The organism is Bacillus sp. G16, assembly GCF_021282335.1.
Lineage (GTDB): Bacteria > Bacillota > Bacilli > Bacillales > Bacillaceae > Bacillus > Bacillus inaquosorum.
In genome coordinates, this window is sequence record NZ_JAJSOZ010000011.1 from 1 (window position 1) to 23,066 (window position 23,066).

Genomic DNA, 23,066 nt, shown 5'->3' on the forward strand with positions numbered 1-23,066 from the left:
GAATATAAGTTCATAAAAGTAGAAGTAAACCGATGGAAAGGAAAGCCTAAAGAAGACTATAAAGATATTATTGAAAAATATTCGCAGCAAGGGTGGAAACTAGTCCAAATTTTTGCTCCTGCTATTTCAGGTTACGGAGCAGCCGATTATTTTGATATTATTCTTGAAAAAAAAGTATAATGTTTCAGTACAGTTAAAGCCGGGTCATATATATGACCCGGCTTTAACTGTACTGAGATAAGCCAGGTAAATATCTTAGCAGATTTCACCTCCTAAATATTATTTTTCGGAAATCCGCAATTCAAATAGATTCCAATATATTTTATTATTTAACTTGCTGGGGATATTGAAAAAATTGGAGGAAAAAATGAATCTACTTTTAAAAACACAAAATAGTAAAGCAATTTTTACATTAGTAGCATCAGGAATAATTGTTCTCGCTCTTTTCAGTATGAAACATAATAATTTAAGTATGGATGTTATCGATATTTTAAACAGAGCTGGAATAATAGCTCCTAGTTGGATTGTCAGTGCTATCACCGCAACTGGTTCAGTTCTGGCAATCATAACTGTTTTAGGATCTCTTGGAGCAGGTTTGCCATTAGCCGTTTTAGAACAATTGGCTGGAGCAAGTACCGCAGCGGCCTAATATAAAACATTAAATTCAATATCCCTGGCAGTCCTTCGAACGAATGGGTGAAAATACTTTGTTTAAAAAGAACATTTTAGTCAAATTGTATATGCTATGTCTGATCTTATTTTTAATTGCTTTGTTCACAGCATATTTTTATACAGATCCCGTTTCAAATGTAAATAACCTAAATCGAAATATCCGTCCGAATTTTATTGGGATTTTCCTTAATAACATTAAAGTAGCTACTCTGCTTGTTTTTTTAGGACCGCTGACGCTGTCACTTGGCACAATTGCTGTTTTAATTATTAATGGGTTAATTTTAGGAAATGCCATAGGGAATATTAAAGACAATTTAAACCTTTTACTGCTTGTTATACCCCATGGAATAATTGAAGTACCGGTATTGCTTCTGGCAGCCTCTGTAGGAATGAAATTAACTTTGGATTTATTACTCCTCAAAATAAATTTGAAATTTACTTTTAAATACATTGCCATTATATTTCTCGGTTTAATTATAGCAGCTATGTTAGAAACATTTATTACACCTATCTTTATAAAAGGAGCCTCTTAGGATTATGCAAATTGAATTATCTTCATTTAAGGAACGAAACATTAAGTTTTTACCCTCATTTTTATTTTATATTATTGGGTTAGCTTTTTATTTAAGTTCTCTATTACCTTTTATGAAAAGTTTAATTCCCAAAAATATATCTATACAAGTTGTTGATCAGATAAAACATTTAGATTATATCATTGCAATAGCCGCTCTGTTTCTTTTAATGTTCGGGGTGATTTTTGAAGGGTTTGTATTATTTCTCATTATAAATTTTCTTGGTGCTCAAATTAAGATCAAAACCTTTTATTCCCTATTTATGTTTTCTAACATCCCAGTCGCAATTAAGTTTTTTCTTATATCATTCAAAAATATGTTCGCAGAACATCCAAATACTAGTTTATTTTTCACAAGTAATCATTTGATTTTTTCTATACTTGATTTGTTCAACATTACATATTTAATTCTTTTATTTATACTTCTAAAATGGCGAACAAATATGAACTACCTAACAATCTCAGTTTTTATTTTTACGGCATTCCTGTATAGAATGTTTTTTTAGCATATATAAATAAACCCCCTCAATAGGGGTTTCAGGCTGTCGACTTTGTCGACAGTCGTTTTTTATAATGACTAACTCATCAATATATGGTGCTGATTCTTAAGAAGAGCAACCAATATTCAACTAAAACAGAACAAAAACCCCTTTTTCTACAGATGACTTTTTTAAAAAGGGGTTTTTCTATAATTTCACTATATACAATTTCTTTTATATGCTTCCGAAACAATACCGACTCTAGTACTTACATTCCACTTTTTACAAATATCAGCTATTATGTATTCAACATTACGCTGCGAGTAGTTTAGTGTCTTAGCAATCTCTTTATTAGGTTTTTCAGCAATTATCATTTCGATTACTGAAATTTCAATCTTTTTTAATTCCAATTCATTTTCTATAACTGCTGTTTTCATTCTATCTTCCTTTCTAAAGAAGTATTTACTAAATAATACCCTATTATATAAATTTTATCAATAATATCGATTATTAATGATAAAATAAACGTGTTGCTTTTACTAGCTTCTAAGTATTTTATATACAATATAAAAATACCCCGCCATGTTTCAAGCGGGGAATCTTCTATCTATTTCACAAACCCAAGCAGCATTTCACGGATGATTTTGCTGGCTGTGTTTGCCGTTTGTTCTGAGTGGTCATATACCGGTGCGACTTCCACTAAATCAGCGCCCTTCACGTTTACCTCTGAACGCGCGATTTCATGGACGGATGCAAGCAGTTCTTTAGACGTGATGCCGCCGGCGTCAACCGTTCCTGTTCCTGGTGCGTGTGCAGGGTCTAATACGTCAATGTCGATAGTGACATATACCGGACGTCCCGCCAGCTTCGGAAGCACTTCTTTCAGCGGTTCAAGCACTTCAAATTTGGAGATGTGCATGCCGTTTTCCTTCGCCCAATCAAACTCTTCTTTCATGCCGGAACGGATTCCGAATGAATATACATTTTGCGGTCCGATCAATTCTGCCGCTTTGCGGATCGGTGTGGAGTGAGAAAGCGGTTCTCCCTCATAATCAACGCGAAGATCTGTATGCGCGTCAAAATGGATAATCGCAAGGTCGGGATATTTCTTGTGCATCGCTTTAATGACAGGCCATGTCACAAGATGCTCTCCGCCCATTCCCATCGGGAACTTCCCTTTTTCTAAAATGCTGTCCACATACTCCTCAATCATATCAAGGCTTCTCTGCGGATTTCCGAACGGCAGCGGAATGTCGCCGGCGTCAAAGAAGTTCAGGTCGGCCAGATCACGGTCTAAATACGGGCTGTATTCTTCAAGGCCGATTGACACCTCGCGGATTCTGCTCGGGCCAAAGCGTGAGCCCGGACGATAGCTGACCGTCCAGTCCATCGGCATGCCGTAAAGGATGGCGTCCGCCCCTTCCCACTCGGGACGGCTCGCGATAAATACTTTTCCTGAATAAGCTTCATCAAATCTCATCTATAATACCCTCGCTTTCCTGTAAAAAAGCGCAAGATTCGCTCCTGCGCCATACAATCATTATTTAATCAGGTCACTCACAAATTTCGGCAGAACAAACGCCGCTTTATGAATATCTTTTGTGTAATATTTCGTATCAATATCGAAGAAACGGCTGTCTTCCACTGCAAGCGGATCATATTTTTTCGAGCCGATTGTAAATGTCCACAAACCGCTTGGGTATGTCGGAATGTTCGCCGTATACAGCTTCGTAATCGGGAAGATTTCCTTCACGTCGCGCTGTACATTTGTGATTAATTCAGGCGTAAACCATGGGTTGTCCGTTTGAGCGACGAAAATGCCGTCTTCTTTCAGCGCCTTCGCGATTCCTGCGTAGAATCCTTTTGTAAACAGGTTTACAGCTGGTCCGACAGGTTCAGTTGAATCTACCATAATTACGTCGTATTGATTTTCAGATTTCGCAATGTGCATAAATCCGTCATCCACCTGAACGTCAACGCGCGGATCATCCAGTTTGCCTGCGATAGAAGGAAGAAACTTTTTAGAGTATTCGATGACCTTGCCGTCAATATCAACAAGTGTCGCTTTTTTCACGCTTGGATGCTTCAGGATTTCTCTGATGACGCCGCCGTCACCGCCGCCGACAACAAGAACGTGCTCCGGATTTGGGTGTGTAAACAATGGGACATGCGCCACCATTTCGTGATAAACGAATTCGTCTTTTTCAGATGTCATGACCATGCCGTCCAAAAATAGCATATTGCCGAACTCTTCTGTTTCCACCATTTCTAAATGCTGAAACTCCGTTTGTTCTGTATGTAACGTTTTATTAACCTTCATTGTAATGCCAAAGTTTTTCGTCTGCTTCTCTGTGTACCAAAGTTCGCTCAATTGTCATCTCCCTTTCAAGGCTGTATTCATTTATTGTAAGCGTCTTATCAGCTTTTATTCTCGGTTGAAATCTCATTTTCACCTAAGGAAAAAGTATAGAGGATGGCGGGGAAAAAGTAAAGATGCGTCCTGTTCTGAGATGTTTAAAAACGATCTTTTTTTCTCATAATAGTAGAAACATAAAAAAAGGGGGAACCCGTTGTGGATGCAATGACAAATAAACGGCTGAGACTGACGCTGAAAACCGTTCGCGCCTTCATCTTTTTAGGGGCTTTTGCGGCGTTGGCGGCAGCTGCTGTGTTTATGACTGTCATTTTGATAGCCAAATACCAGGGCGCTCCCTCGGTGCAAGTGCCGCAATCCACGATTTTGTATGCCAGTGACGGCTCAAAGCTCGGGGAAACGAACTACGGCGAAAAGCGCTATTGGGTCCCCTTAAAGGACATGAATCCGACAATTGTAAAAGCGACAGTGGCGATTGAAGACCAAAATTTCTACGATCACCACGGCTTTGATTATAAACGCATGGCCGGCGCGGCGCTTGCAGATCTGAAAGCATTTGCCAAGGTTCAGGGCGCAAGCACCATCACCCAGCAATATGCGAGAAACTTATACCTTGAACACGACAAAACGTGGAAACGAAAATGGAATGAGGCGTTCTACACGATCCGCCTGGAACAAAACTATTCTAAGGACGAGATATTAGAAGGCTATTTAAATACAATTTATTACGGACACGGCGCATACGGCATTGAAGCTGCTTCCCGCCTGTATTTCGGGAAGCATGCAAAAAACCTGACGGATGCGGAGGCTGCGTTATTGGCGGGAATCCCGAAAGGCCCTTCCGGCTACTCGCCATATGTCAATGAAACAAAGGCAAAGGAGCGCCAGAAAACGATTGTGCGGATGATGGAAAAGCAGCAGATGATCGGCCATAAGAAAGCGAATGAACTGATCAAAGAACCGCTTTCCTATCAGCCTTTGAATAAACAAGTTTCCAAGAGAAAGGCCCCATATTTCTATGACAATGCGATGAGAGAGCTGGAGAAAAAGCTCGGCATGACGCGGGAGCAAATTGAAACGAGCGGGTTAAACGTCTATACAACGGTAGATAAACGGATGCAGCGCATCGCTGAGGAGACCATTACCGAAACCGTTAACGCCGGCTCTGACATTCAAGTCGGGTTTTCAGCCATTGATCCCCGCACAGGAAACGTTCTCGCCCTTGTCGGCGGCAGGGATTATCAAAAAAGCCCGTTTGACCGGACGACACAGGCGAAGCGCCAGCCTGCTTCGACGATCAAACCGTTACTGTACTATAAAGCGATCCAGAGCGGATTTACGCCAGTCACCTTGATGAAAAGCGAAGAAACCGAGTTTCAAATTGATGCAAGGGGAGAAACCTATTCTCCAAGCAACTATAACGGATACTACGCCAACAAGCCGATTACGCTTCTGCAGGCGCTGGCGCTTTCCGACAACATTTACGCTGTGAAAACACATCTCTTTCTCGGAATGAATAAGCTTGTACAATCGGCAAAGGAATTCGGCATCACTGCGCGTCTTCAAGCACTGCCTTCCCTTGCGCTCGGCACCGAACCCGTACGTCCGATTGAGATGGTCAACGCCTACGCCATGCTCGCAAATGGCGGGAAGAAAATCGAACCGACTTTTATTTCAAGAGTTACGGACGCGACGGGACATGTGCTGTACGAAAACCCGAGCAAGCATAAACAGGTGCTCGATGAAAAAGCCGCTTTTGTCACGGCGAGTATGATGACAGGCATGTTTGATACGGATTTAAACGGCTATACGTCGGTAACCGGACGGACGATCGCCAACCGCCTGACAAGAACATATGCGGGAAAATCAGGAACCACAAGCGCAGACAGCTGGATGATCGGCTTCAATCCGAAGCTGGCCGCAGGGGTTTGGACAGGCTATGACAAAAACAGCACCATCGACTCGGTCGAAGAAAAAAGCTATGCAAAAACGATTTGGGCTGACTTCATGGAGGATGCGCTCAAAGGAGAACCGGAAACTGCGTTCAAACCGCCAAAAGGCGTAACCGGCGTGTACATTGATCCAGAAACAGGCTACACATCCGGCCCCGGATGCGCAGCCAAGCATTACACATATTTTGTGAAAGGCACTGAGCCATCAAACGTATGCTACGGGGCAGAAGAACCCGCAAAACAAACAAAAGACCGTTATCCAGTCAAAGAGAAGCCCGCTTCCCCAAAAAAGTGGTGGGACAAATGGCTGGGGCGGAATCATTAAAAATAACCCGGCTCCTTGGAGGCCGGGTTATTCGTATGGTTCGTCAATTACCCACGGAAGAAGCGTAACACAATCGAGCTGAATAATTGGTTTTGGGAAACCCTTAGGAATGTAAATTTGGTGCCGAGGCTCTGAAAATGAAATATGCCACGACAAATCAATCCTTTCCGGGTTCAATTCTTGTTTTCCTTCTACAATACGGCCTACTATAAAATAACTGGCTATATACAAGTGCAGATTATCTTTAATCCCATGATAATTAATATCTGTACATTTGGACGGAATGAGACCTAAACCTTCTAAGACATGAGATTTTTCAACCGGCAGTTCATTCACTGCCTCATAGTAGTTCAGACAGTTACCGCATTCACACATATCCTCTATTTCTTTCTCATACTGCTTTCTCGTTTCTTCCACGTCAGCTTTAATCACCCAGTCACCGACTCGAATGGTTTCGTAGATCATATCTCCCTAAAAAATGAAAAACCCCGAGTCTTGTTTCGGCTCGGGATTTTCCATGTCCTATTTCTGTATCACCAGTTTACTCAATGTTTACGAAAAATAGTTCAAATATTCTAAAAGTTCACAGAAAGTTCACAAATTAATTGTCTTCGGGAAGCAGGCCTGTTTTTAATTCATCTGAGGATCGGTCCCATAGGCCGTGATCATGTTTTTTCAGAAACTCGCCTAGTACACGCTTCGAGCTGTCGTCCATTTTATCGATGATAATTTTCCGCTTCATGGATTTATCCATCAGATTCACATGCTCAGGCAGCGACTTGTAGCCTCTTCTGATGCTTCTGTCGACCGTCATTTCACAGGCCGTCACACCAGCGTAATATGGCCCCTCTTCTTTTCTGTCAATCGTTACCCACACAAGCCAGTACGGTTTTCCGTTTGGAACTTCTTCTTTATTCGGCAGAAATTTAATTCCTTTTTCAACGGTGCTGCGGGCGTGCATGGCGCCGATGTCAACGAACGCTTCTTTTTCCTCTACATCGACGAATACGGGAGAAATGTTATCGAGGCTTAGCGCCCCTACACCGAAACCGCCGTGTCCATCTGTCGGATCACTTTTGATAATATTAAACCCGATTGATTTTTTCTTTTTTTCTTCCATGAGTTCTACCTCCTACAAAAGCGGTTGAAATATCGCTGAAAACAGCTGTAAAATCCGATCTCTTCCGGCATTTAGCAGCGGCCAAAGCACGTAAGATCCGAGCGGTGTCACAAACAGAACCAAAAAGACGATAAAGCCGTAGCTCTCCGCCTGCGTCATCTTGGCACGCACCCCTGGCGGAACGAGATCTTCAATAATACGATAGCCATCGAGCGGAGGAAGCGGCAGCAGATTAAATAAAAACAAGACAAGATTCAGCTGTATCCAAATGGAAAAAAACTGATCCAGCCCCGTGCTGAACGCCGCAAGCATCTCCATTCCGTATGCATGCATCAACACTAACAAAAAGAAACCGACAAACGCAAGAATCAGGTTACTGACGGGCCCGGCGATGGATACGAGCACGCCGGCAAGCCGAGGTTTCTTAAAGAAGCGGCGATTGACAGGAATAGGGCGCGCCCATCCGAATCCGGCCACCAGAATCAAAATGGTTCCGAACGGATCAAGGTGTTTAATGGGATTCAGCGTCAGCCTTCCTTCTCTTTTCGCTGTATCGTCACCGAATTTGTACGCGACATAGGCATGGGCAAGCTCGTGTATGGTAAACGACACAATTAACGTGATGACGAGGTATGGCATTAACGATAACGGATAATATAAAAAACGGTCCAAGTGAGATATCCCTCTTTCTAAAAATGCAAGAATTTACTTTATTCAGTATACTATAAGAAACCTCTTTTTCTAAAGAGAGGAAACGAAATAAAGGAGGATTCAGCACCCATGCCATACGTAACCGTCAAAATGCTCGAAGGCCGTACAGACGAGCAAAAACGCAATCTTGTCGAGAAAGTAACAGAAGCCGTAAAGGAAACAACCGGTGCTTCTGAAGAAAAAATTGTTGTATTTATAGAAGAAATGAAAAAAGACCATTATGCCGTCGCAGGCAAACGCCTGAGCGATATGGAATAATCTCTATAAAGCCGGCGCTTCGCGCACCGGCTTTTTCCATCCTTATTGGGTCAGCTTCGCAATAATCGCTAATAACGCCTTTTTCTCTTCGGCTGTCAAACGTTCAAACATGCCGTCAATCAGTCCCTGGCGGTTTTCGATCATTTGCTCAGCCGCTGCCCTGCCCGATTCAGAAAGCGTAATCCATACAGTGCGGCGGTCATTATTATTTCTGGATCTCTCAATGAATCCCTCCTGCTCTAAATGATTAAGAGCAGTGGTCGTAGCAGAGGGAGACAGTGTGACCTCCTTCAGAATATCCTTTATGGTGCAGCTCCCATGCCTGTATATGATCCGCAGAATAAATCCTCTTACATTATTTACGTGTTTCGGAACGGTGGCTTCATCTAATTGCTTCGTGCTTTTCAAATATTTTGTAAGTGCGTGATCCAGCAAATTTGCTTCCAGTTTGTCATGGTCCATGTAGATTTCCCCATTTCGAGATGCATTCATAACATACGAACGATATGATTTACTTATTATTTTACTGATTCCGGATAGGGAAAGTCAAAAAAGCAAAATGAGAATTTACAGCTTTTCTCCTAGATACTTCGATTTTTCACCTGTTTGACAAGTTTTTCTTTAAACGTCTGAAAAGGAACGTGTTCATTCTGCTGATGTCCGAATTGGCGGACGTTTACCGCACCTTCCTGCTCTTCATGATCTCCAAGCACCAGCACGTACGGGACTTTCTGCACCTGCGACTCTCTGATTTTGTAGCCCAGCTTCTCATTGCGCTCATCAATGCCTGCTCTTATCCCCAGCTGCTTCAGCTCTTCCTGCACCTTTCTGCAATAGTCCAAGTGAACGTGCGAAACCGGTAGGATTTGAACCTGGATCGGTGCAAGCCAGACTGGGAATGCCCCGCCGAAATGCTCGATCAAAATGCCGAAGAAACGGTCGATCGAGCCGAATACCGCTCTGTGTATGACAACAGGACGAACCTTTTCATTGTGTTCATTGATATATGTTAAATCAAATTTTTCCGGCATTTGAAAATCAAGCTGAATTGTCGCGCATTGGTGGCTCCGTTTCAGGGCATCTTTTATGTGAAAATCAATCTTCGGCCCGTAAAACGCCCCATCGCCTTCATTAACCTCATAAGGCAGGCCGAGCTCTTCAAGGACGTGTGCTAAGGCACGTTCCGACGCTTCCCAAAAGCTGTCATCGCCTAATGAATCCTCCGGGCGAGTCGAGAGTTCGACCGAATATTCGAAGCCAAATGTACGATATACCTCATCAATTAGCCCAATCGCTTCTTTGATCTCACTCTCAATCTGATCCTCCCGAACAAAGATATGGGCGTCATCCTGACAGAACGTCCGGACGCGAAGCATTCCGTTTAAAGCACCGCTGTATTCGTGGCGATGCACCTGGCCGAATTCCGCCATGCGAATCGGCAGATCCCGATAAGAATACAAGCTGTTTTTAAAGATGAGCATGTGGCCCGGGCAATTCATCGGCTTCATTGCGAATCTTGTATCATCGACTTCTGAAAAATACATATTGTCCCGATAATGATCCCAGTGGCCTGACTGCTCCCATAACCGCTGATTCATCATAAACGGCGTACGCACCTCATCATAGCCGGCATTGGTTTGCAGCTCACGCGAGAAGCGTTCCAGCTCATTGCGGACAATCTGCCCTTTTGGCAAATAAAATGGCATCCCCGGCGCTTCTTCAGAAAACATAAACAGCTCTAATTGTTTGCCAAGCTTGCGGTGGTCTCGTTTTGCCGCTTCTTCCAGCATATGCAGATGCGCATCGAGATCTTTTTTCTTTTGAAACGCAACCCCGTACACCCGTTGAAGAACTTCATTTTCGCTGTCTCCGCGCCAATAAGCGCCCGATACTCTTGTCAATTTGAACGCCTTGATCATTCCTGTAGAAGGAAGATGAGGCCCGCGGCACAGGTCAACGAATTCTCCCTGCTGATACAGCGTAATGTCCTCCCCCCGCGGAATATCCTTCAAAATCTCCAGCTTAAACGGCTCGCCTTTTTTGGCAAACAGTTCTTCAGCCTCTTCGTAAGAAACCTCATTTCGTTTGATTTCAAGGTTCTCATTTATAATGTTCTTCATTTCTTTTTCGATGGCCTTTAAGTCTCCTGATGTTAAGCTTTGCTCCAGCTTCATGTCATAGTAGAAGCCGTCTTCAATCACTGGACCTATCCCCAATGACACGTCGCCGTACAGCCGTTTCACCGCTTGAGCCAGCACGTGCGCTGATGTGTGGCGAAGCACCTGCAAGCCTTCTTGGGAATCAAGTGTGACAATCGAAAGCTCAGCATCCTCCTCCAGCTTGAAGCTGAGATCAACAAGCTTGCCGTTGACCTGGCCCGCAGCCGCCTTCTTTTGCAGACTGGAACTGATAGAACCAGCCGCTTCTTTAATAGTGACGCCTTTCGGATATTCCTTGATCTGTCCGTCCGGAAGCTGAATGTGTACATGTTTACTCATTTTAAACACTCCTTATCAATTGTTGTATATAAAAAAACACACCCGTCCCGCTGAAAGGGACGAGTGTGTGATTTACCCGTGGTTCCACCCAAGTTCCCGACAAACACTATGTTTATCGGCTCGGTGCTGTAACGCAGCATAGACGGCATTGGATACTTCAGTTCCCCAATGCTGCTCCAAGGCGGTAAATGATATTCCTAAGCTGGGAAGCTCTCACCTTTCCTTCCCTCTCTGAAAACCGTAAATATCATTCATGTCCTTTTCTTCGCATGTATTCAATTCATAAAAAAACACACCCATCCCTCTAAAAGGGACGAGTGTGTGATTAACCCGTGGTTCCACCCAAATTCCCGACAAACGCTATGTTTATCGGCTCGGTGCTGTAACGCAGCATAGACGGCATTGGATACTTCAGTTCCCCAATGCTGCTCCAAGGCGGTAAACGACATTCCTAAGCTGGGAAGCTCTCACCTTTTCTTCCCTCTCTGAAAACCGTAAATATCATTCATGTCCTTTTCTTCGCATGTATTTAGTTCATATAAAAAAACACACCCATCCCTCTAAAAGGGACGAATGTGTTTATTATCCGTGGTTCCACCCAAATTCCCGATCAACACACATGGTGTATCGGCTTTAAGGTGCTGTAACGCAGCATGACGGTATCAGATACTTGATTTCCCCGATACGGCTCAAAGGCGGTAAGCTGCTTTCCCTGCGTTAGGAAGATCTCAGCTGTCCTTCCCTCTCTGGAAACCGTAAAAAGCATCTCGTGTCCTTATCAGTGCCTGTTGTTTCAATAATTTTTTATATCTTACTATATATTCCCACAAAGCGCAATCAGTGATTTACATTTTTTTCTGACGCGGCAGTCCCGTTATGGGCAGCCAGAAACAGCCATACAAGCAATGCGGCAAGGCTGTACGCCGCTCCCATCATCAAAAACGTAAACCCGGCACCGGCATACCAAGTGGCAGACAGATGAATAATCACCCCGGATACCGCTACGCCGACCAATGCTCCGATTTGCCGGTTGGCATTCAAGGCTGCGCCGGCGATATTCGCATGCTTTTGCCCGGCAGCCTGCATGATTACAGTTGTCATGGCAGGAACTGTAATGCCGGTGCCAAGGTTCATGACAGACATCAAAACAGCCAGCTGCCAATAAGGAAAGTTCGGTGAAACCAGCACAAATAACAGCAATGCAATGATACAGCTGACCGCCATTGACACAAACATAAGCTGCCCTGCTTCGAACCGATCCGCCAGACGGGCAAACAGCAGATTGCCGATCACGAAGACCGCCATCATCGGCAGCAGCTCAACTCCAGCCATAAAGGAGCTTGCGCCTCTTGCTTCCTGCAAAAAAAGACTCAGCATAAACATGCCGCCGAAAAGGGCAAAATTCAGCAGAAAACCGACAAACTGAGCAGCTGAAAAACGGCCGTTTTTATATAAGGACACCGGCAGAATCGATGTTTTCGCAGAGATTTCCCGCAGCAAAAACAACACAAATGCCAAAAGCGCCGCCGCGAATACACCGAGAATTACGGGCGAGCGCCAGCCTGCTGAAGGCCCCTGTATCAATGCAAAAGAAAGAAACCCGAGAGCCGCCACTCCAAGCAGGTGCCCTGTGATATTCACGTGCCTGCTTTTTCCCGACACGCGGTCGAGTATTCGGTAAGCTGAAATGAGCGCAACCGCCCCTAAAGGCACGTTGATCAGAAAAATACTCTGCCAGCCTGCTGCTTGTACCAGCACACCGCCGATAAAGGGCCCAAGGCCAGAAGCGGCGGACACAAGGGCAGCCCACAGCCCAAACATTTTCGCCCGCACCCGCTCATCAGGGTAAGAGGCCGCCAAAAGGCTGAGTGAGCTCGGCATAAACAAAGCCGCGCCAATTCCCTGTATGAGACGTCCGGCAATCAGCATCTGGCCATTAATCGATACCGCACAAAGGCAGGAGGCCAGGACAAAAACGGCCAAGCCCAGTATATATATCGCCTTCGAGCCGAAACGGTCAGCCAAGGCTCCGCCTGCCAGCAGAAGCGAAGCAAACGTAAGGATGTACCCGTCCACAACCCATGTCACACCTGAAAGTGACATCGAAAGAGCGTTTTTCATATCTGCCATTGCCACATTCACAACGGTTACATCAAGAGTAGCCATGAGAAAACCGAGAGCGAGCACGATCAGCACGGATATTCCTGATGATTCTGATTTTTGTAACGGCCCGCTATTTTTCATTGCAATTGCCCTTTCAATTGCTGGTTTACCCAATCATCTATTTTTTCAAGATCATACAATTCCCCGACTCTGTCCATGACATGCTGCAAGGATTCTTCTCTCATGAGATTGGCCCATTTATCCTCGATTTCCCCCATGACTGTCTCCAGCACACAGTTACTTTCACCCTCGAATACGGATTGCAGCAGGCCTTTCCCCTGATACATCGAACCTCTGCCTTCAACCGCTTGATAAACATCATAGAGCGTAATGTCCGTCAAAGGCTTCGTAAGGGTAAAACCGCCCTTCGTCCCCGGTATGGATTCTGCCAAACCGGCCTGAACCAATGTTCTCATCAGCTTCTTCAAATAAGACGGAGAGACGCGCAAACGCTGGCTGATTGCCTCTGACGTTAAAGAAGACTGTACGGGCAGCCGTGACAATAACAGCAGGACAGATACCGCCTGCTCCATCCCTGATTTCATTTTCATCATATTCACTCCTGATCTATTATGGATAACTAATATCCACAATAGATCCCTTAGCAACTTTTGTCAACAAAAAAAGCAAAAGAAACGGATCATTTCTTTTGCTTGGTATGGTTAACAAATCTGCTTCAGTTCTTCTATGTATTGAAGCGCTTCGTCATATTCTTCATTTGTATATTTTTGCTTGCTTTTGATTGTAAAGACTTTTTCTTTCTTTTCCTCAGCCTCAAGCCCGTCAAAGTAAAGGATCGTGGAAACCAGCTCTAAAAACCGCGATGAACGGCTGTTTACACTGTCGATATAACCTTTGATATCCGGCATATCCAGATCAGCATGGTCTAAAAACGCGGAGCCTGTCTCAGTCAGTGAATAACGGTATTGAAAGTAGCCGCCCTTTTTTTCCTTCACCTCATGCAGAAATCCAAGGTTGCACAGCTCTTCAATCTGGAGCGTCAGTTCCTCTGAATACGGTCCGTAAAAGTGAAAATCATATTTCTCATAGAAAGGAAACTGCATTTTTTTAGCGATATAAATCATTTTCTGCAGCTTCTTCCGCCCGATGATTTCTCCAGAATCCGAGAACACCTTCATCAGTTTTGCATGTTCTTTCAACAAATTCCCGACATCTCCTTTTTCCTTCTTTCCAATTTCTATGTCAGTCCCAGCAGCTGCCGGATTTTCATTTTCGCTTCCGGATGTTCAGAGCCGTCACAAATCAGGTCCTTCGGATAGTACAACTTGTGGTCCGTCCGCCGTTTTCCGGAAATGGATTCCACAATAGCCGACTGTCTGGACAGCTCTTTAATTTGGCCGTTTTGCGTCAAGAGATGGATCGGCAGACGCTCCTCTTCCTCTCCCGGACGGTAAAAATCGTATGGCAGATCTGAAGAAGAATCGACGACCAAATAATAGCTCGGATCGATTCCCGCCTCTTTGAACAATGAAGTCAGCTCAAAATATGCCGACATTTCTTCGTTCGGATTGAATTCAACGTATTGGAACAGCTGGCGGTTAATGAATCTGCGGCACAAATCGGATAAAATCGCATCTTCTTCATCCTCCCAGGCCTGGAAGTAATACAAAATAATAGATTCATCCAGCTTCAAATAATCCTCCAGCGTCAATTTCCCTTCAAAAATAGAATAGAAATGAACCGGAGCGTGAGTGAACACATAGCCTTCATCGTGCAGCTGCTTCGCCCTGTGAAGAATCTTCGTTAAAATAACCTCTGCGCTTCTTGTCACAGGATGGAAATATACCTGCCAGTACATTTGGTAGCGGCTCATGATGTAGTCTTCGACAGCATGCATCCCGCTTTCTTTAATGACGATCTGATCCTCGCGCGGGCGCATCACCCGAAGGATCCGCTCCATATCAAAATGGCCGTAGCTGACGCCCGTATAATAAGCGTCGCGCTGCAGGTAATCCATGCGGTCTGCGTCAATCTGACTCGAAATCAGGCTGACCACTTGCTTGTTTTTATATGTTTTGGCAATGACTTCAGCAACATCCTGCGGGAAACGCGGGCTCACCTTTCTGAGCACCTGATTGACCTCTGTGTCCCCCAAAATGATATCTCTTGTAAAATCTTCGTGGTCAAGGTGAAAGACTTTTTCAAATGAATGCGAGAACGGCCCGTGCCCGAGATCATGAAGCAGCGCCGCGGCCAAACAGAGTTCGCGCTCACTGTCATCCCATTCATGGCGGCCTTTAAAGACGTCATCAACCATTCTCCTGACAATTTCATAGACACCGAGAGAATGGTTGAACCGGCTGTGCTCAGCGCCATGGAACGTCAAATACGTCGTGCCGAGCTGCTTAATTCTGCGGAGACGCTGAAATTCGCGGGTTCCGATCAAATCCCATATCAGCTTGTCCCGTACATGAACATAGCGATGCACCGGATCTTTAAACACTTTTTCTTCTGATAATTTTCCATTTGGATACGCCATCGTCATTCCCTCTTTTTTTTAGCCGTGTTTCTATTATATCGACTCTATTCTTTGAAAACATCCTTGAATTTGCCCGGCGATTTGTTCCATCTTTACGAAAAACACATGATGTGAAGCAAAAAAGCCTGACCTGAGGGCCGAGGCTATTGAAAATATGTTTTTACTTTTTTATTTTCTTTTTTACTTTGTCAATCAGCTCATCCTCTGTCGGAGCTGACAGAGGACGATTGTTCACAAAAGCAAATGATTTTTTCCGTCCGGGCCCGCAATAAGATTGGCATCCTACCTCAACCTTTGCGTCCGGGTCCACTTCTTTTAAACGCGGCAGCAATGTTTTGATATTAGTGGCTTGGCAATCATCACACACTCGAAATTCATTAGCCATGACGTACGCTTCCCTTCATTTCTATGTTCATCTATGTGAATAACCTAAAATCGCTTTTCAAAAAAATCACATCACTCTTCATTTTACAAGGATTCGACTGTTCCTGCAAGCCGCTCCATCCTTCGTATCTCCTATTCTTTCAGCCAACTTGTATAAATGTTTTCCAAACTGGACATTCTAATACCATGAAAAGAAAAATGGGAGTTGAGATAAATGACAAAACAGCGACAAGACGCTTGGTCAGAAGAAAATGATCTGCTTTTAGCCGAAACAGTGCTTCGGCATGTGAGGGAGGGCAGCACCCAGCTGAACGCCTTTGAAGAAGTCGGTGATAAATTGAACCGGACATCCGCAGCCTGCGGATTCAGATGGAACGCGGTAGTCCGCCATCAATATGAAAAAGCGCTACAGCTTGCGAAAAAACAGCGAAAACAGCGGATGAGAGCGCTCGGAAACGGGCAGCCAGCGAAAAAAAGACTATTATATCAGCCTCCTGCGGTTGATCCTGGAATCATTCAAGAAACCGCTGCAGAGGAGCCGGCCAAAACGGACGCACCATCAGCCGAAAATGAGCAGCAGCCTTTAATGTCAGGCGAACACATGCCTTTTGTGGATGAAAGCTTTAAGGAAGAGTTAGCTAGTCTATCACACTTATTGTCTCCTCAAACGCCTGCTGCTGCGCCTGAGATGACAATGAATGATGTGATCCGCTTCCTGCAGAATTACGAAGGCAATAACGAGCAATCATCGGCATTAAAAATGGAAAATGAACGTTTAAAGAAAGAAAATCAGGAATTGCAAAGCAAAACGGAACAGCTTGAGGCAGAAGTTCAAAAGCTTGAAAAAGACCAAAAAACAATCCAAGAAGATTATGAAACCTTGGTAAAAATTATGAATAGAGCCAGAAAGCTAGTTTTATTTGAAGAAGATGAACATGCCTCTCCGTCCTTCAAAATGGATCGGAACGGCAATTTAGAAAAATTAGCAGAATAACTTAGAAAAATCCCAAAACGAGCTGCTGTTTTGGGATTTTCACCATGTGCAAAATCCCCTTTTCCATTAAGAAAAGAGGATTTTATCATTTTGCTGCGGGCCCCGCTATTCTTGTAAAATGAGGCCAAGCTTAGTGAATCTATTAAGACATGTGAGCTGTCTCAGCCGTTTTTTGATTACGAGGCGCAGCGGAAATGACCAGAAGCCCCAGCAGCATAAGTGCAATGCCGAGCCACGAGGAAAGTGAAAGCATTTCCCCTATGAAAAACACGCCCAGCAATGAGGCCGTCAGCGGTTCAGCTAAAGACAGCGTGACCGCCGCCGAGGCCGGAACCCCGGTAAGCCCTTTCACAAACAAAAAGTAAGCGGCACATGTTGCAATTAACCCGATGTAAAGGCTCGTTCCCAGTCCTCTCGGGGTCAATATCCACGAGATATCTGACTGCCATAAAAGCGGCGTCAGCAAGATGGCGCTGATCATAAAGACAACGGCGGAAGTCGCTCGCGGAGGCTGGGTTTTCATCATCGATTTACTGATTAGCGTATAGCCCGCAAAAGAAGCACCCGCTCCAAGCGCCATTAGAACACCAGCAGCATCAACCCGAACATTGGAACTGTCGGAAAACAGGAGCCAGCAACCCGCTAAAGCCAGTACAGTCGCGACCCACCAAGAGTTTCGCGGGCGTTTTTTCAATACGGCCCACTCCATGCTCCCGGCAATGATAGGTGCACTGCCGATCGCAATCACAGTCCCCACAGCGATTCCGGTTTCTTTAACGGCTGTGAAAAACAGCGGCTGGTAACACGCCATACAAACTGCTGCTGATAACACGAGCGGCCATGACCAATTTTTCACATGAAGCTCCCTGCTGATCCAAACCGCAAGCAGCATGGCGCTTCCTCCTATTAATAATCTGAACGCTCCGAATGCCAGCGGTGTGGAGCTTTCTGGAGCCATCGCCTGAACAGTTCCCGTAGTTCCCCAGAAAAAAGCCGCGATCAGCACAAACAGGCTGTAAAAATTCCCTTTCATCTGCCTCTCCCCTTTGTAAATGGATGCTGATGTCATTTTATCGTTTTTCTTTTTGCCATAGTTATCTGCATGTAAGAAGGATTTATCTGAAAATAAGATTGTTGGGGATAAATGCCGCTTAAAATAAAAAACGCATGCCAGCCGGATATGGCTTGCATGCGAAGAACGTTCACCCAAATACCTTAGCATTCCGCTCAGCCATCCGGACGAGGTTTTTCTCAAATTCCATTTCCTCATCCATGGACAGTCCTGCTGAGTAAAGATGGGTGCTTAACGCTTTTAATTCCGTCAGTAAAGCGAACATTAAGTCTTGTACGGAGATGTCTGTTTGCAGAAGCTCGCTTAAGGACGCCATTGTTTCCGGACGTATCTCGGGATAGACGCCTTTTTTATCGTTTCGTTTGTCCTTCAGCGCCGCTTGGTAGAATCGTCTGATCAAGTCGGCCCTTTCACTGCCGCTTTTATCCGCGCAGAGATAGATTTGAACAGCGACTCCGCCGCGAACGCGTCTTTGAGAGATGCCGGCGAATTTTTTCCCATTTATGCTGAGGTCATAGCTGCCGGGACAATATGACCCTTCAATTTCATAGGCTTCGATCTTTGCGTTGTACGGCTTGAGCATCCGTCTCATCAGCTCAACCATCGCTTCATATCCTTTGTCTATATCGATGCCTTTCTTTTCGTCCTCGAATATGAGAGAGATATTCAAAACGCCTTCATCCAAAACGACGGCCAGACCGCCGGAATTGCGTACAATCACGCGGTATCCTTCGTTCTCCAACAAGGAGATGCCGTCCTGCAAAAACGGGAGGCGCGTATCCTGAATCCCAAGGACAATCGTATTGTGGTGCACCCATGAGCGCGCTGTCGCCGGCGACACGCCTTTTCCGACGGACATGCACAGCGTATCGTCCATTGCGAAGGATTGCTTCGCATCAAATAAAGGGCCGAGACTGGATTGGTCAATGACTCTCCATGTCGGCTGCATCAGTAAATCAATCGGTTGGTTTGCCATCTATGTAAAACCCTTTCATGTTAGGCTTATGAACGAAAACTATTATATCATTTCAGCCGCTGTGATTGATAATTGCTTTTCAGCATCGTAATAAAAATTTCTTTATTTTTCGTATTCTCCATGAGAGGAGAATGAATGTAAGACAGCTTGCGCTTTAATGAGAAATCCTTAATATGAAGAATTGAAATTTCACGGTGGATCAAATCCTTATGCAGCACGCTTCTGGATAGAACAGATAGCCCCATGCCGCAGATCACCGCTTCTTTTACACCTTGATTGCTGCTGATGGTGAACATCGACTTCGGCCGCAATCCGTTTGAGCTGAGCACATGATCGAGATATTCTCTCGTCCCGGAGCCTTTCTCTCTTGTCACCCACGCTTCGTTTTGCAAATCGCTGATCGAAATATCTCTCCGCCCGGCCAGCGGGTGCTGATTCGGCGCGGCGATACACATTTCATCCTCCATGAACGGTTCAATTTCCAGTTCATTCTCGTTTGTATGTCCTTCAATCAGCCCGATATCAGCCTGAAGCATCCGCACACGCTCGCTGACCTCCTCTGTATTGCCGATCATGACATCGAGGTTCAGCTCTGGATACAGCTTTTGCAGCTGGGCTAGAAGCGGCGGAAGAATATACTCTCCGATCGTAAAGCTGGCAGCTATTTTCAATTCGCCTTTCACATAGTGATGGTGCGCATAGATTTCAGCCTTGGCTTGCTCATAGAGAAATACCATTTGCTTTGCTCTTTGATACAAAATGTCTCCTGTCGGCGTTGTCGTAAAGTGTTTTGGCGACCGATTCAGGAGAGCCGTTTGAAATTCTTTCTCAAGATTTTTGATATGCAGACTGACGCTGGGCTGGGAGATCATCAGCTTTTCCGCTGCTTTTGTGAAGTTTTTTTCTTCTACCACCGCTATAAACGTTTTCAGCACGTCATAATACAAAAACCCCACCCCTGTCATTAATAAAATATATAATTATAATCAGTTTTCTTTATTGTACTCATATCATCTGTCTTGGTAAAGAAGGCTATACGGGCGTAAAAAAGGCAGCCCTCAGGAAGAGAGCTGCCATCGTCTTCATTTTTATTACAGTGCTTGCGCCGCTGTAATTAATGCGAGATTGTAAACATCTTCAGCGTTACATCCTCTTGAAAGGTCGTTTACAGGCATATTTAAACCTTGCAGGATTGGTCCTACTGCTTCAAAGTTGCCCAAACGCTGAGCGATTTTATAGCCGATGTTTCCTGCTTCAAGGCTTGGGAATACGAATACGTTAGCGTCCCCTTTGATCTCGGAATCCGGCGCTTTTTTCTCAGCTACAGATGGAACAAATGCAGCATCGAATTGGAATTCGCCGTCAAGTGTCAGTTCAGGCGCTTTTTCTTTCGCGATTTTCACAGCATCCGCTACTTTTTCTGTTTCGTCAGATTTTGCTGAGCCTTTTGTAGAGAAGCTGAGCATTGCCACACGAGGCTCAATGTCGAACATTTTTGCCGTATTGGCACTTTCGATTGCGATCTCGGCAAGATCTTGGCTGTCAGGCGCAATGTTGATCGCGCAATCTGCGAACACGTATTGCTCTTCTCCGCGAGCCATGATGAATACGCCGGAAGTCTTTTTCACGCCTTCTTTTGTTTTGATGATTTGAAGAGCCGGGCGGACAGTGTCGGCTGTTGAATGAGCCGCTCCGCTTACAAGTCCGTCTGCAAGGCCTTTGTACACCAGCATTGTACCGAAGTAGTTCTCGTCTAATAATGCTTTACGAGCTTGTTCTTCTGTCGCTTTGCCTTTACGGCGTTCTACGAATGCTTGTACAAGGTCTTCCATGCCTTCATATGTATGAGGATCATAAATCTTAACGCCATCCAGCGTAAGGTTCAATTCTTTTGCTTTTGCTTGGATCTCATTTTCATTGCCGATCACAATCGGATTCAGCACTTTGTTTCCTGCAAGCTTACTGACCGCTTCTAAAATACGCTCGTCTAAGCCTTCAGGAAATACAATTTTAACGTCTTTTCCAGCTACTTTTTCTTGCACTGTTGAAAATAAATCTGCCACAACTAAAACCTCCTCAAAAAGTTACAAAAACGCTTTCTTTTACTAGCATACTCTTCTTCCAATCAAATTCAAACAGCCAACTTTCATTATAGCGCTTTCATAAAAAAATCTTATTTTTCTAACTAATTTAATGTGACTCATTCTTTTCCTTATAGCTTCTCTTATTTTTATGGAGTTATACGAAAGGGATGTTCAAGGTTTCTCTACAGTAGAATCGGATAAACTATGGTATAGTGAAGGCAATCATGAAAAGATAATAGGAGTGAAGATAAATGAGTGAACAGCAAATGACGAATGAAGCGGCGAAAACGCTTGACGGCTGGTATGCGTTACATGATTTCCGCACAATGGACTGGACTTCCTGGAAACTGCTGTCCAGCGATGAGCGCCAATCTATCATACATGAATTCACAGGATTGCTTGAAAAATGGGGCGTGGCCCAAAAAGAAGGAAAAGGATCACAGACTCTTTACAGCATCGTCGGCCAAAAAGCTGATTTTATGCTAATGATTCTTCGTCCTACAATGGAAGAATTAAATGAAATTGAGCTCGAATTCAACAAATCAAGACTTGCTGAGTTCACCATTCCGGCTTACTCCTACGTATCAGTGGTTGAACTGAGCAACTACTTGGCAAGCGGCGACGGCGACCCTTACGAAAACCCGCATGTACGTGCGCGCCTTTACCCTGAACTGCCGGAATCTAAATATGTATGCTTCTATCCAATGGATAAAAGAAGATCCGGCAACGACAACTGGTACATGCTTTCAATGGAAGAACGCAGAAACTTGATGAGAAGCCACGGCTTAATCGGCCGCAGCTATGCGGGCAAAGTCAAACAGATCATCACCGGCTCCGTCGGCTTTGACGATTACGAGTGGGGCGTTACATTATTCAGTGATGATGTGCTTCAATTCAAAAAGCTTGTGTATGAAATGCGTTTTGACGAAGTCAGCGCTCGCTACGGCGAATTCGGTTCATTCTTTGTCGGCAACCGCCTTTCGCTTGATACACTTCCTCAATTCCTATATGTATAATATCTCCTCCCGCCCTGCCGGCGGGAGTTTTTCGATTCTCCTTTATCAGAATTTAAATAAAATTTGCTATTTTCTTCGTTTTTTCTTACGATGTAGATAATAATCCAATTTTTGCAAAGGGGTGCAGTTATTTGTCAAAACGAACCGCATTTATTATGGGAGCCAGCCAAGGGATCGGAAAAGCAATCGCTCTGAAATTAGCAGACCAGCATTTTTCTCTCGTCATTAATTCACGAAACTTGGACAATATTGAGCCTGTCAAAAAAGACATTTTGGCCAAGCATCCTGAAGCGAGCGTCATTGTCCTTGCGGGTGATATGTCTGACCAACATACGAGAGCCGGCATTTTTCAAGAAATCGAATCTCAATGCGGACGCCTTGATGTTCTGATTAATAATATTCCGGGCGGCGCGCCTGACACATTTGATAACTGCAATATAGAGGATATGACGGCCACGTTCACACAAAAGACGGTTGCCTACATTGACGCTATCAAGCGTGCTGCCTCACTGATGAAACAAAACGAGTTTGGCAGAATCATCAACATTGTTGGAAATCTGTGGAAAGAACCCGGGGCCAATATGTTTACAAACAGTATGATGAATGCCGCTTTAATTAACGCCAGTAAAAATATTTCCATCCAGCTTGCTCCTCACAATATTACTGTCAACTGCCTGAATCCTGGTTTTATCGCTACAGACCGTTACCATCAATTTGTGGAAAATGTGATGAAAAAGAACAGCATATCCAAACGGGAAGCAGAGGAACAGATTGCTTCCGGGATTCCGATGAAACGGGTCGGATCAGCCGAAGAAACCGCAGCACTCGCCGCGTTTCTCGCCTCCGAGGAAGCCTCCTATATCACGGGACAGCAAATTTCCGCTGATGGCGGCAGCATGAAAAGCATATAAAAAAAT

25 protein-coding genes and 3 other annotated features are annotated in these 23,066 nt (G+C 44.6%); of the genes, 8 read left to right on the forward strand and 17 right to left on the reverse strand.

The genetic code is table 11. From position 1 onward, the window contains the following. From LWH95_RS14625 to LWH95_RS14635, 3 genes are all read left to right on the forward strand, one after another. Positions 1 to 180, forward strand: a 180-nt coding sequence (locus LWH95_RS14625) for a DUF4177 domain-containing protein (protein ID WP_232919869.1), incomplete at its 5' end; no start/stop codon positions are given. Between the two features lie 187 nt (positions 181 to 367). Beyond that, positions 368 to 649, forward strand: coding sequence for a hypothetical protein (locus LWH95_RS14630; protein WP_039075164.1), 282 nt, complete (start codon positions 368 to 370; stop codon positions 647 to 649). 43 nt (positions 650 to 692) lie between these two features. Further along, entirely contained in the window at positions 693 to 1,205 is a 513-nt protein-coding gene (locus LWH95_RS14635) for a stage II sporulation protein M (RefSeq protein ID WP_232919870.1), read from the forward strand. 735 nt (positions 1,206 to 1,940) lie between these two features. Here the strand turns inward: LWH95_RS14635 and LWH95_RS14640 are convergent. The 3 genes from LWH95_RS14640 to speE all read right to left on the reverse strand — a co-directional run bounded on the left by LWH95_RS14640 (position 1,941) and on the right by speE (position 4,093). Further along, positions 1,941 to 2,159: a helix-turn-helix transcriptional regulator gene (locus LWH95_RS14640; RefSeq protein ID WP_232919871.1), complete on the reverse strand. Its 219-nt coding sequence runs from the start codon at positions 2,157 to 2,159 to the stop codon at positions 1,941 to 1,943. A 170-nt stretch (positions 2,160 to 2,329) separates the two neighbouring features. After that, the gene (gene speB / locus LWH95_RS14645; RefSeq protein ID WP_003235913.1) at positions 2,330 to 3,202 is read right to left on the reverse strand and encodes an agmatinase; all 873 of its coding nucleotides are present in this window, start codon (positions 3,200 to 3,202) and stop codon (positions 2,330 to 2,332) included. 60 nt (positions 3,203 to 3,262) lie between these two features. Beyond that, positions 3,263 to 4,093 (reverse strand): spermidine synthase, encoded by an 831-nt coding sequence (gene speE, locus LWH95_RS14650; protein WP_003235914.1) that lies wholly within the window; start codon positions 4,091 to 4,093, stop codon positions 3,263 to 3,265. A gap of 201 nt (positions 4,094 to 4,294) precedes the next feature. Here speE and LWH95_RS14655 point away from each other — a divergent pair, with 201 nt between their 5' ends. Further along, positions 4,295 to 6,373, forward strand: a complete 2,079-nt coding sequence (locus LWH95_RS14655) for a transglycosylase domain-containing protein (RefSeq protein ID WP_232919872.1) — start codon at positions 4,295 to 4,297, stop codon at positions 6,371 to 6,373. Between the two features lie 27 nt (positions 6,374 to 6,400). Here LWH95_RS14655 and LWH95_RS14660 read toward each other — a convergent pair whose 3' ends face one another. From LWH95_RS14660 to LWH95_RS14670, 3 genes are all read right to left on the reverse strand, one after another. After that, positions 6,401 to 6,838 (reverse strand): hypothetical protein, encoded by a 438-nt coding sequence (locus LWH95_RS14660; protein ID WP_232919873.1) that lies wholly within the window; start codon positions 6,836 to 6,838, stop codon positions 6,401 to 6,403. Positions 6,839 to 6,974: 136 nt separating this feature from the next. Next, a complete protein-coding gene (locus LWH95_RS14665; RefSeq protein ID WP_232919874.1) occupies positions 6,975 to 7,493 on the reverse strand; it encodes a YwhD family protein in 519 nt (172 codons plus the stop codon). Between the two features lie 12 nt (positions 7,494 to 7,505). Continuing rightward, positions 7,506 to 8,165 carry a site-2 protease family protein gene (locus LWH95_RS14670; protein ID WP_003235922.1) on the reverse strand — a complete coding sequence of 220 codons (660 nt, stop codon included), beginning with the start codon at positions 8,163 to 8,165 and terminating at the stop codon, positions 7,506 to 7,508. A gap of 108 nt (positions 8,166 to 8,273) precedes the next feature. Between LWH95_RS14670 and LWH95_RS14675 the strand changes: the two genes are divergently transcribed. After that, the gene (locus LWH95_RS14675) at positions 8,274 to 8,462 is read left to right on the forward strand and encodes a 2-hydroxymuconate tautomerase (protein WP_040081512.1); all 189 of its coding nucleotides are present in this window, start codon (positions 8,274 to 8,276) and stop codon (positions 8,460 to 8,462) included. A gap of 42 nt (positions 8,463 to 8,504) precedes the next feature. Here the strand turns inward: LWH95_RS14675 and LWH95_RS14680 are convergent, their stop codons facing one another. The 7 genes from LWH95_RS14680 to LWH95_RS14715 all read right to left on the reverse strand — a co-directional run bounded on the left by LWH95_RS14680 (position 8,505) and on the right by LWH95_RS14715 (position 16,008). Further along, on the reverse strand, positions 8,505 to 8,924 hold the full coding sequence (locus tag LWH95_RS14680) for a MarR family transcriptional regulator (protein ID WP_060399745.1): 420 nt from the start codon (positions 8,922 to 8,924) through the stop codon (positions 8,505 to 8,507). 119 nt (positions 8,925 to 9,043) lie between these two features. Then, the gene (gene thrS / locus LWH95_RS14685; RefSeq protein ID WP_232919875.1) at positions 9,044 to 10,960 is read right to left on the reverse strand and encodes a threonine--tRNA ligase; all 1,917 of its coding nucleotides are present in this window, start codon (positions 10,958 to 10,960) and stop codon (positions 9,044 to 9,046) included. Positions 10,961 to 11,012: 52 nt separating this feature from the next. Beyond that, positions 11,013 to 11,235 (reverse strand) — a binding site (T-box leader). A 31-nt stretch (positions 11,236 to 11,266) separates the two neighbouring features. Next, positions 11,267 to 11,489 (reverse strand) — a binding site (T-box leader). Positions 11,490 to 11,522: 33 nt separating this feature from the next. Continuing rightward, positions 11,523 to 11,751 (reverse strand) — a binding site (T-box leader). 46 nt (positions 11,752 to 11,797) lie between these two features. Continuing rightward, entirely contained in the window at positions 11,798 to 13,204 is a 1,407-nt protein-coding gene (locus LWH95_RS14695; RefSeq protein WP_232919876.1) for an MFS transporter, read from the reverse strand. Next, entirely contained in the window at positions 13,201 to 13,674 is a 474-nt protein-coding gene (locus LWH95_RS14700) for an Rrf2 family transcriptional regulator (RefSeq protein ID WP_032731692.1), read from the reverse strand. Before LWH95_RS14700 ends, LWH95_RS14695 begins: the two co-directional genes overlap by 4 nt. Positions 13,675 to 13,785: 111 nt before the next feature. After that, entirely contained in the window at positions 13,786 to 14,286 is a 501-nt protein-coding gene (locus LWH95_RS14705) for a YwgA family protein (protein WP_003222046.1), read from the reverse strand. A 35-nt stretch (positions 14,287 to 14,321) separates the two neighbouring features. Further along, positions 14,322 to 15,623, reverse strand: coding sequence for an HD domain-containing protein (locus LWH95_RS14710; RefSeq protein ID WP_003235936.1), 1,302 nt, complete (start codon positions 15,621 to 15,623; stop codon positions 14,322 to 14,324). A 160-nt stretch (positions 15,624 to 15,783) separates the two neighbouring features. Further along, a complete protein-coding gene (locus LWH95_RS14715; RefSeq protein WP_003222050.1) occupies positions 15,784 to 16,008 on the reverse strand; it encodes a DUF1450 domain-containing protein in 225 nt (74 codons plus the stop codon). Between the two features lie 213 nt (positions 16,009 to 16,221). On the opposite strand from LWH95_RS14715, the gene rsfA reads away from it, so the two are divergent. Continuing rightward, the gene (gene rsfA, locus LWH95_RS14720; protein WP_003235937.1) at positions 16,222 to 17,001 is read left to right on the forward strand and encodes a prespore-specific transcription regulator RsfA; all 780 of its coding nucleotides are present in this window, start codon (positions 16,222 to 16,224) and stop codon (positions 16,999 to 17,001) included. Positions 17,002 to 17,143: 142 nt separating this feature from the next. Here rsfA and LWH95_RS14725 read toward each other — a convergent pair whose 3' ends face one another. From LWH95_RS14725 to pta, 4 genes are all read right to left on the reverse strand, one after another. Then, complete coding sequence (locus LWH95_RS14725) at positions 17,144 to 18,034, reverse strand: carboxylate/amino acid/amine transporter (protein ID WP_232919877.1); 891 nt, start codon at positions 18,032 to 18,034, stop codon at positions 17,144 to 17,146. A gap of 169 nt (positions 18,035 to 18,203) precedes the next feature. Continuing rightward, positions 18,204 to 19,049, reverse strand: coding sequence for an octanoyl-[GcvH]:protein N-octanoyltransferase (gene ywfL, locus LWH95_RS14730; protein ID WP_003235940.1), 846 nt, complete (start codon positions 19,047 to 19,049; stop codon positions 18,204 to 18,206). 47 nt (positions 19,050 to 19,096) lie between these two features. Continuing rightward, positions 19,097 to 19,996 carry a cysJI operon transcriptional regulator CysL gene (gene cysL, locus LWH95_RS14735; protein ID WP_232919878.1) on the reverse strand — a complete coding sequence of 300 codons (900 nt, stop codon included), beginning with the start codon at positions 19,994 to 19,996 and terminating at the stop codon, positions 19,097 to 19,099. Between the two features lie 144 nt (positions 19,997 to 20,140). Next, on the reverse strand, positions 20,141 to 21,112 hold the full coding sequence (gene pta, locus LWH95_RS14740; protein WP_003235941.1) for a phosphate acetyltransferase: 972 nt from the start codon (positions 21,110 to 21,112) through the stop codon (positions 20,141 to 20,143). Between the two features lie 272 nt (positions 21,113 to 21,384). Between pta and hemQ the strand changes: the two genes are divergently transcribed. Both hemQ and bacG read left to right on the forward strand, forming a co-directional pair. After that, complete coding sequence (hemQ, locus tag LWH95_RS14745) at positions 21,385 to 22,149, forward strand: hydrogen peroxide-dependent heme synthase (protein ID WP_003235942.1); 765 nt, start codon at positions 21,385 to 21,387, stop codon at positions 22,147 to 22,149. 131 nt (positions 22,150 to 22,280) lie between these two features. After that, positions 22,281 to 23,060, forward strand: a complete 780-nt coding sequence (gene bacG, locus LWH95_RS14750) for an NADPH-dependent reductase BacG (protein WP_119914425.1) — start codon at positions 22,281 to 22,283, stop codon at positions 23,058 to 23,060. Positions 23,061 to 23,066 lie beyond the last annotated feature (6 nt).

Bases quoted from the DNA above. Each gene is read 5' to 3' on its own strand.
- LWH95_RS14630 (WP_039075164.1), top strand. From the start codon at position 368: ATGAATCTACTTTTAAAAACACAAAATAGTAAAGCAATTTTTACATTA.
- LWH95_RS14635 (WP_232919870.1), top strand. From the start codon at position 693: ATGGGTGAAAATACTTTGTTTAAAAAGAACATTTTAGTCAAATTGTAT.
- LWH95_RS14640 (WP_232919871.1), bottom strand. From the start codon at position 2,159: ATGAAAACAGCAGTTATAGAAAATGAATTGGAATTAAAAAAGATTGAA.
- speB (WP_003235913.1), bottom strand. From the start codon at position 3,202: ATGAGATTTGATGAAGCTTATTCAGGAAAAGTATTTATCGCGAGCCGT.
- LWH95_RS14660 (WP_232919873.1), bottom strand. From the start codon at position 6,838: ATGATCTACGAAACCATTCGAGTCGGTGACTGGGTGATTAAAGCTGAC.
- LWH95_RS14665 (WP_232919874.1), bottom strand. From the start codon at position 7,493: ATGGAAGAAAAAAAGAAAAAATCAATCGGGTTTAATATTATCAAAAGT.
- LWH95_RS14675 (WP_040081512.1), top strand. From the start codon at position 8,274: ATGCCATACGTAACCGTCAAAATGCTCGAAGGCCGTACAGACGAGCAA.
- LWH95_RS14680 (WP_060399745.1), bottom strand. From the start codon at position 8,924: ATGGACCATGACAAACTGGAAGCAAATTTGCTGGATCACGCACTTACA.
- thrS (WP_232919875.1), bottom strand. From the start codon at position 10,960: ATGAGTAAACATGTACACATTCAGCTTCCGGACGGACAGATCAAGGAA.
- LWH95_RS14695 (WP_232919876.1), bottom strand. From the start codon at position 13,204: ATGAAAAATAGCGGGCCGTTACAAAAATCAGAATCATCAGGAATATCC.
- LWH95_RS14700 (WP_032731692.1), bottom strand. From the start codon at position 13,674: ATGAAAATGAAATCAGGGATGGAGCAGGCGGTATCTGTCCTGCTGTTA.
- LWH95_RS14710 (WP_003235936.1), bottom strand. From the start codon at position 15,623: ATGGCGTATCCAAATGGAAAATTATCAGAAGAAAAAGTGTTTAAAGAT.
- LWH95_RS14715 (WP_003222050.1), bottom strand. From the start codon at position 16,008: ATGGCTAATGAATTTCGAGTGTGTGATGATTGCCAAGCCACTAATATC.
- rsfA (WP_003235937.1), top strand. From the start codon at position 16,222: ATGACAAAACAGCGACAAGACGCTTGGTCAGAAGAAAATGATCTGCTT.
- LWH95_RS14725 (WP_232919877.1), bottom strand. From the start codon at position 18,034: ATGAAAGGGAATTTTTACAGCCTGTTTGTGCTGATCGCGGCTTTTTTC.
- ywfL (WP_003235940.1), bottom strand. From the start codon at position 19,049: ATGGCAAACCAACCGATTGATTTACTGATGCAGCCGACATGGAGAGTC.
- hemQ (WP_003235942.1), top strand. From the start codon at position 21,385: ATGAGTGAACAGCAAATGACGAATGAAGCGGCGAAAACGCTTGACGGC.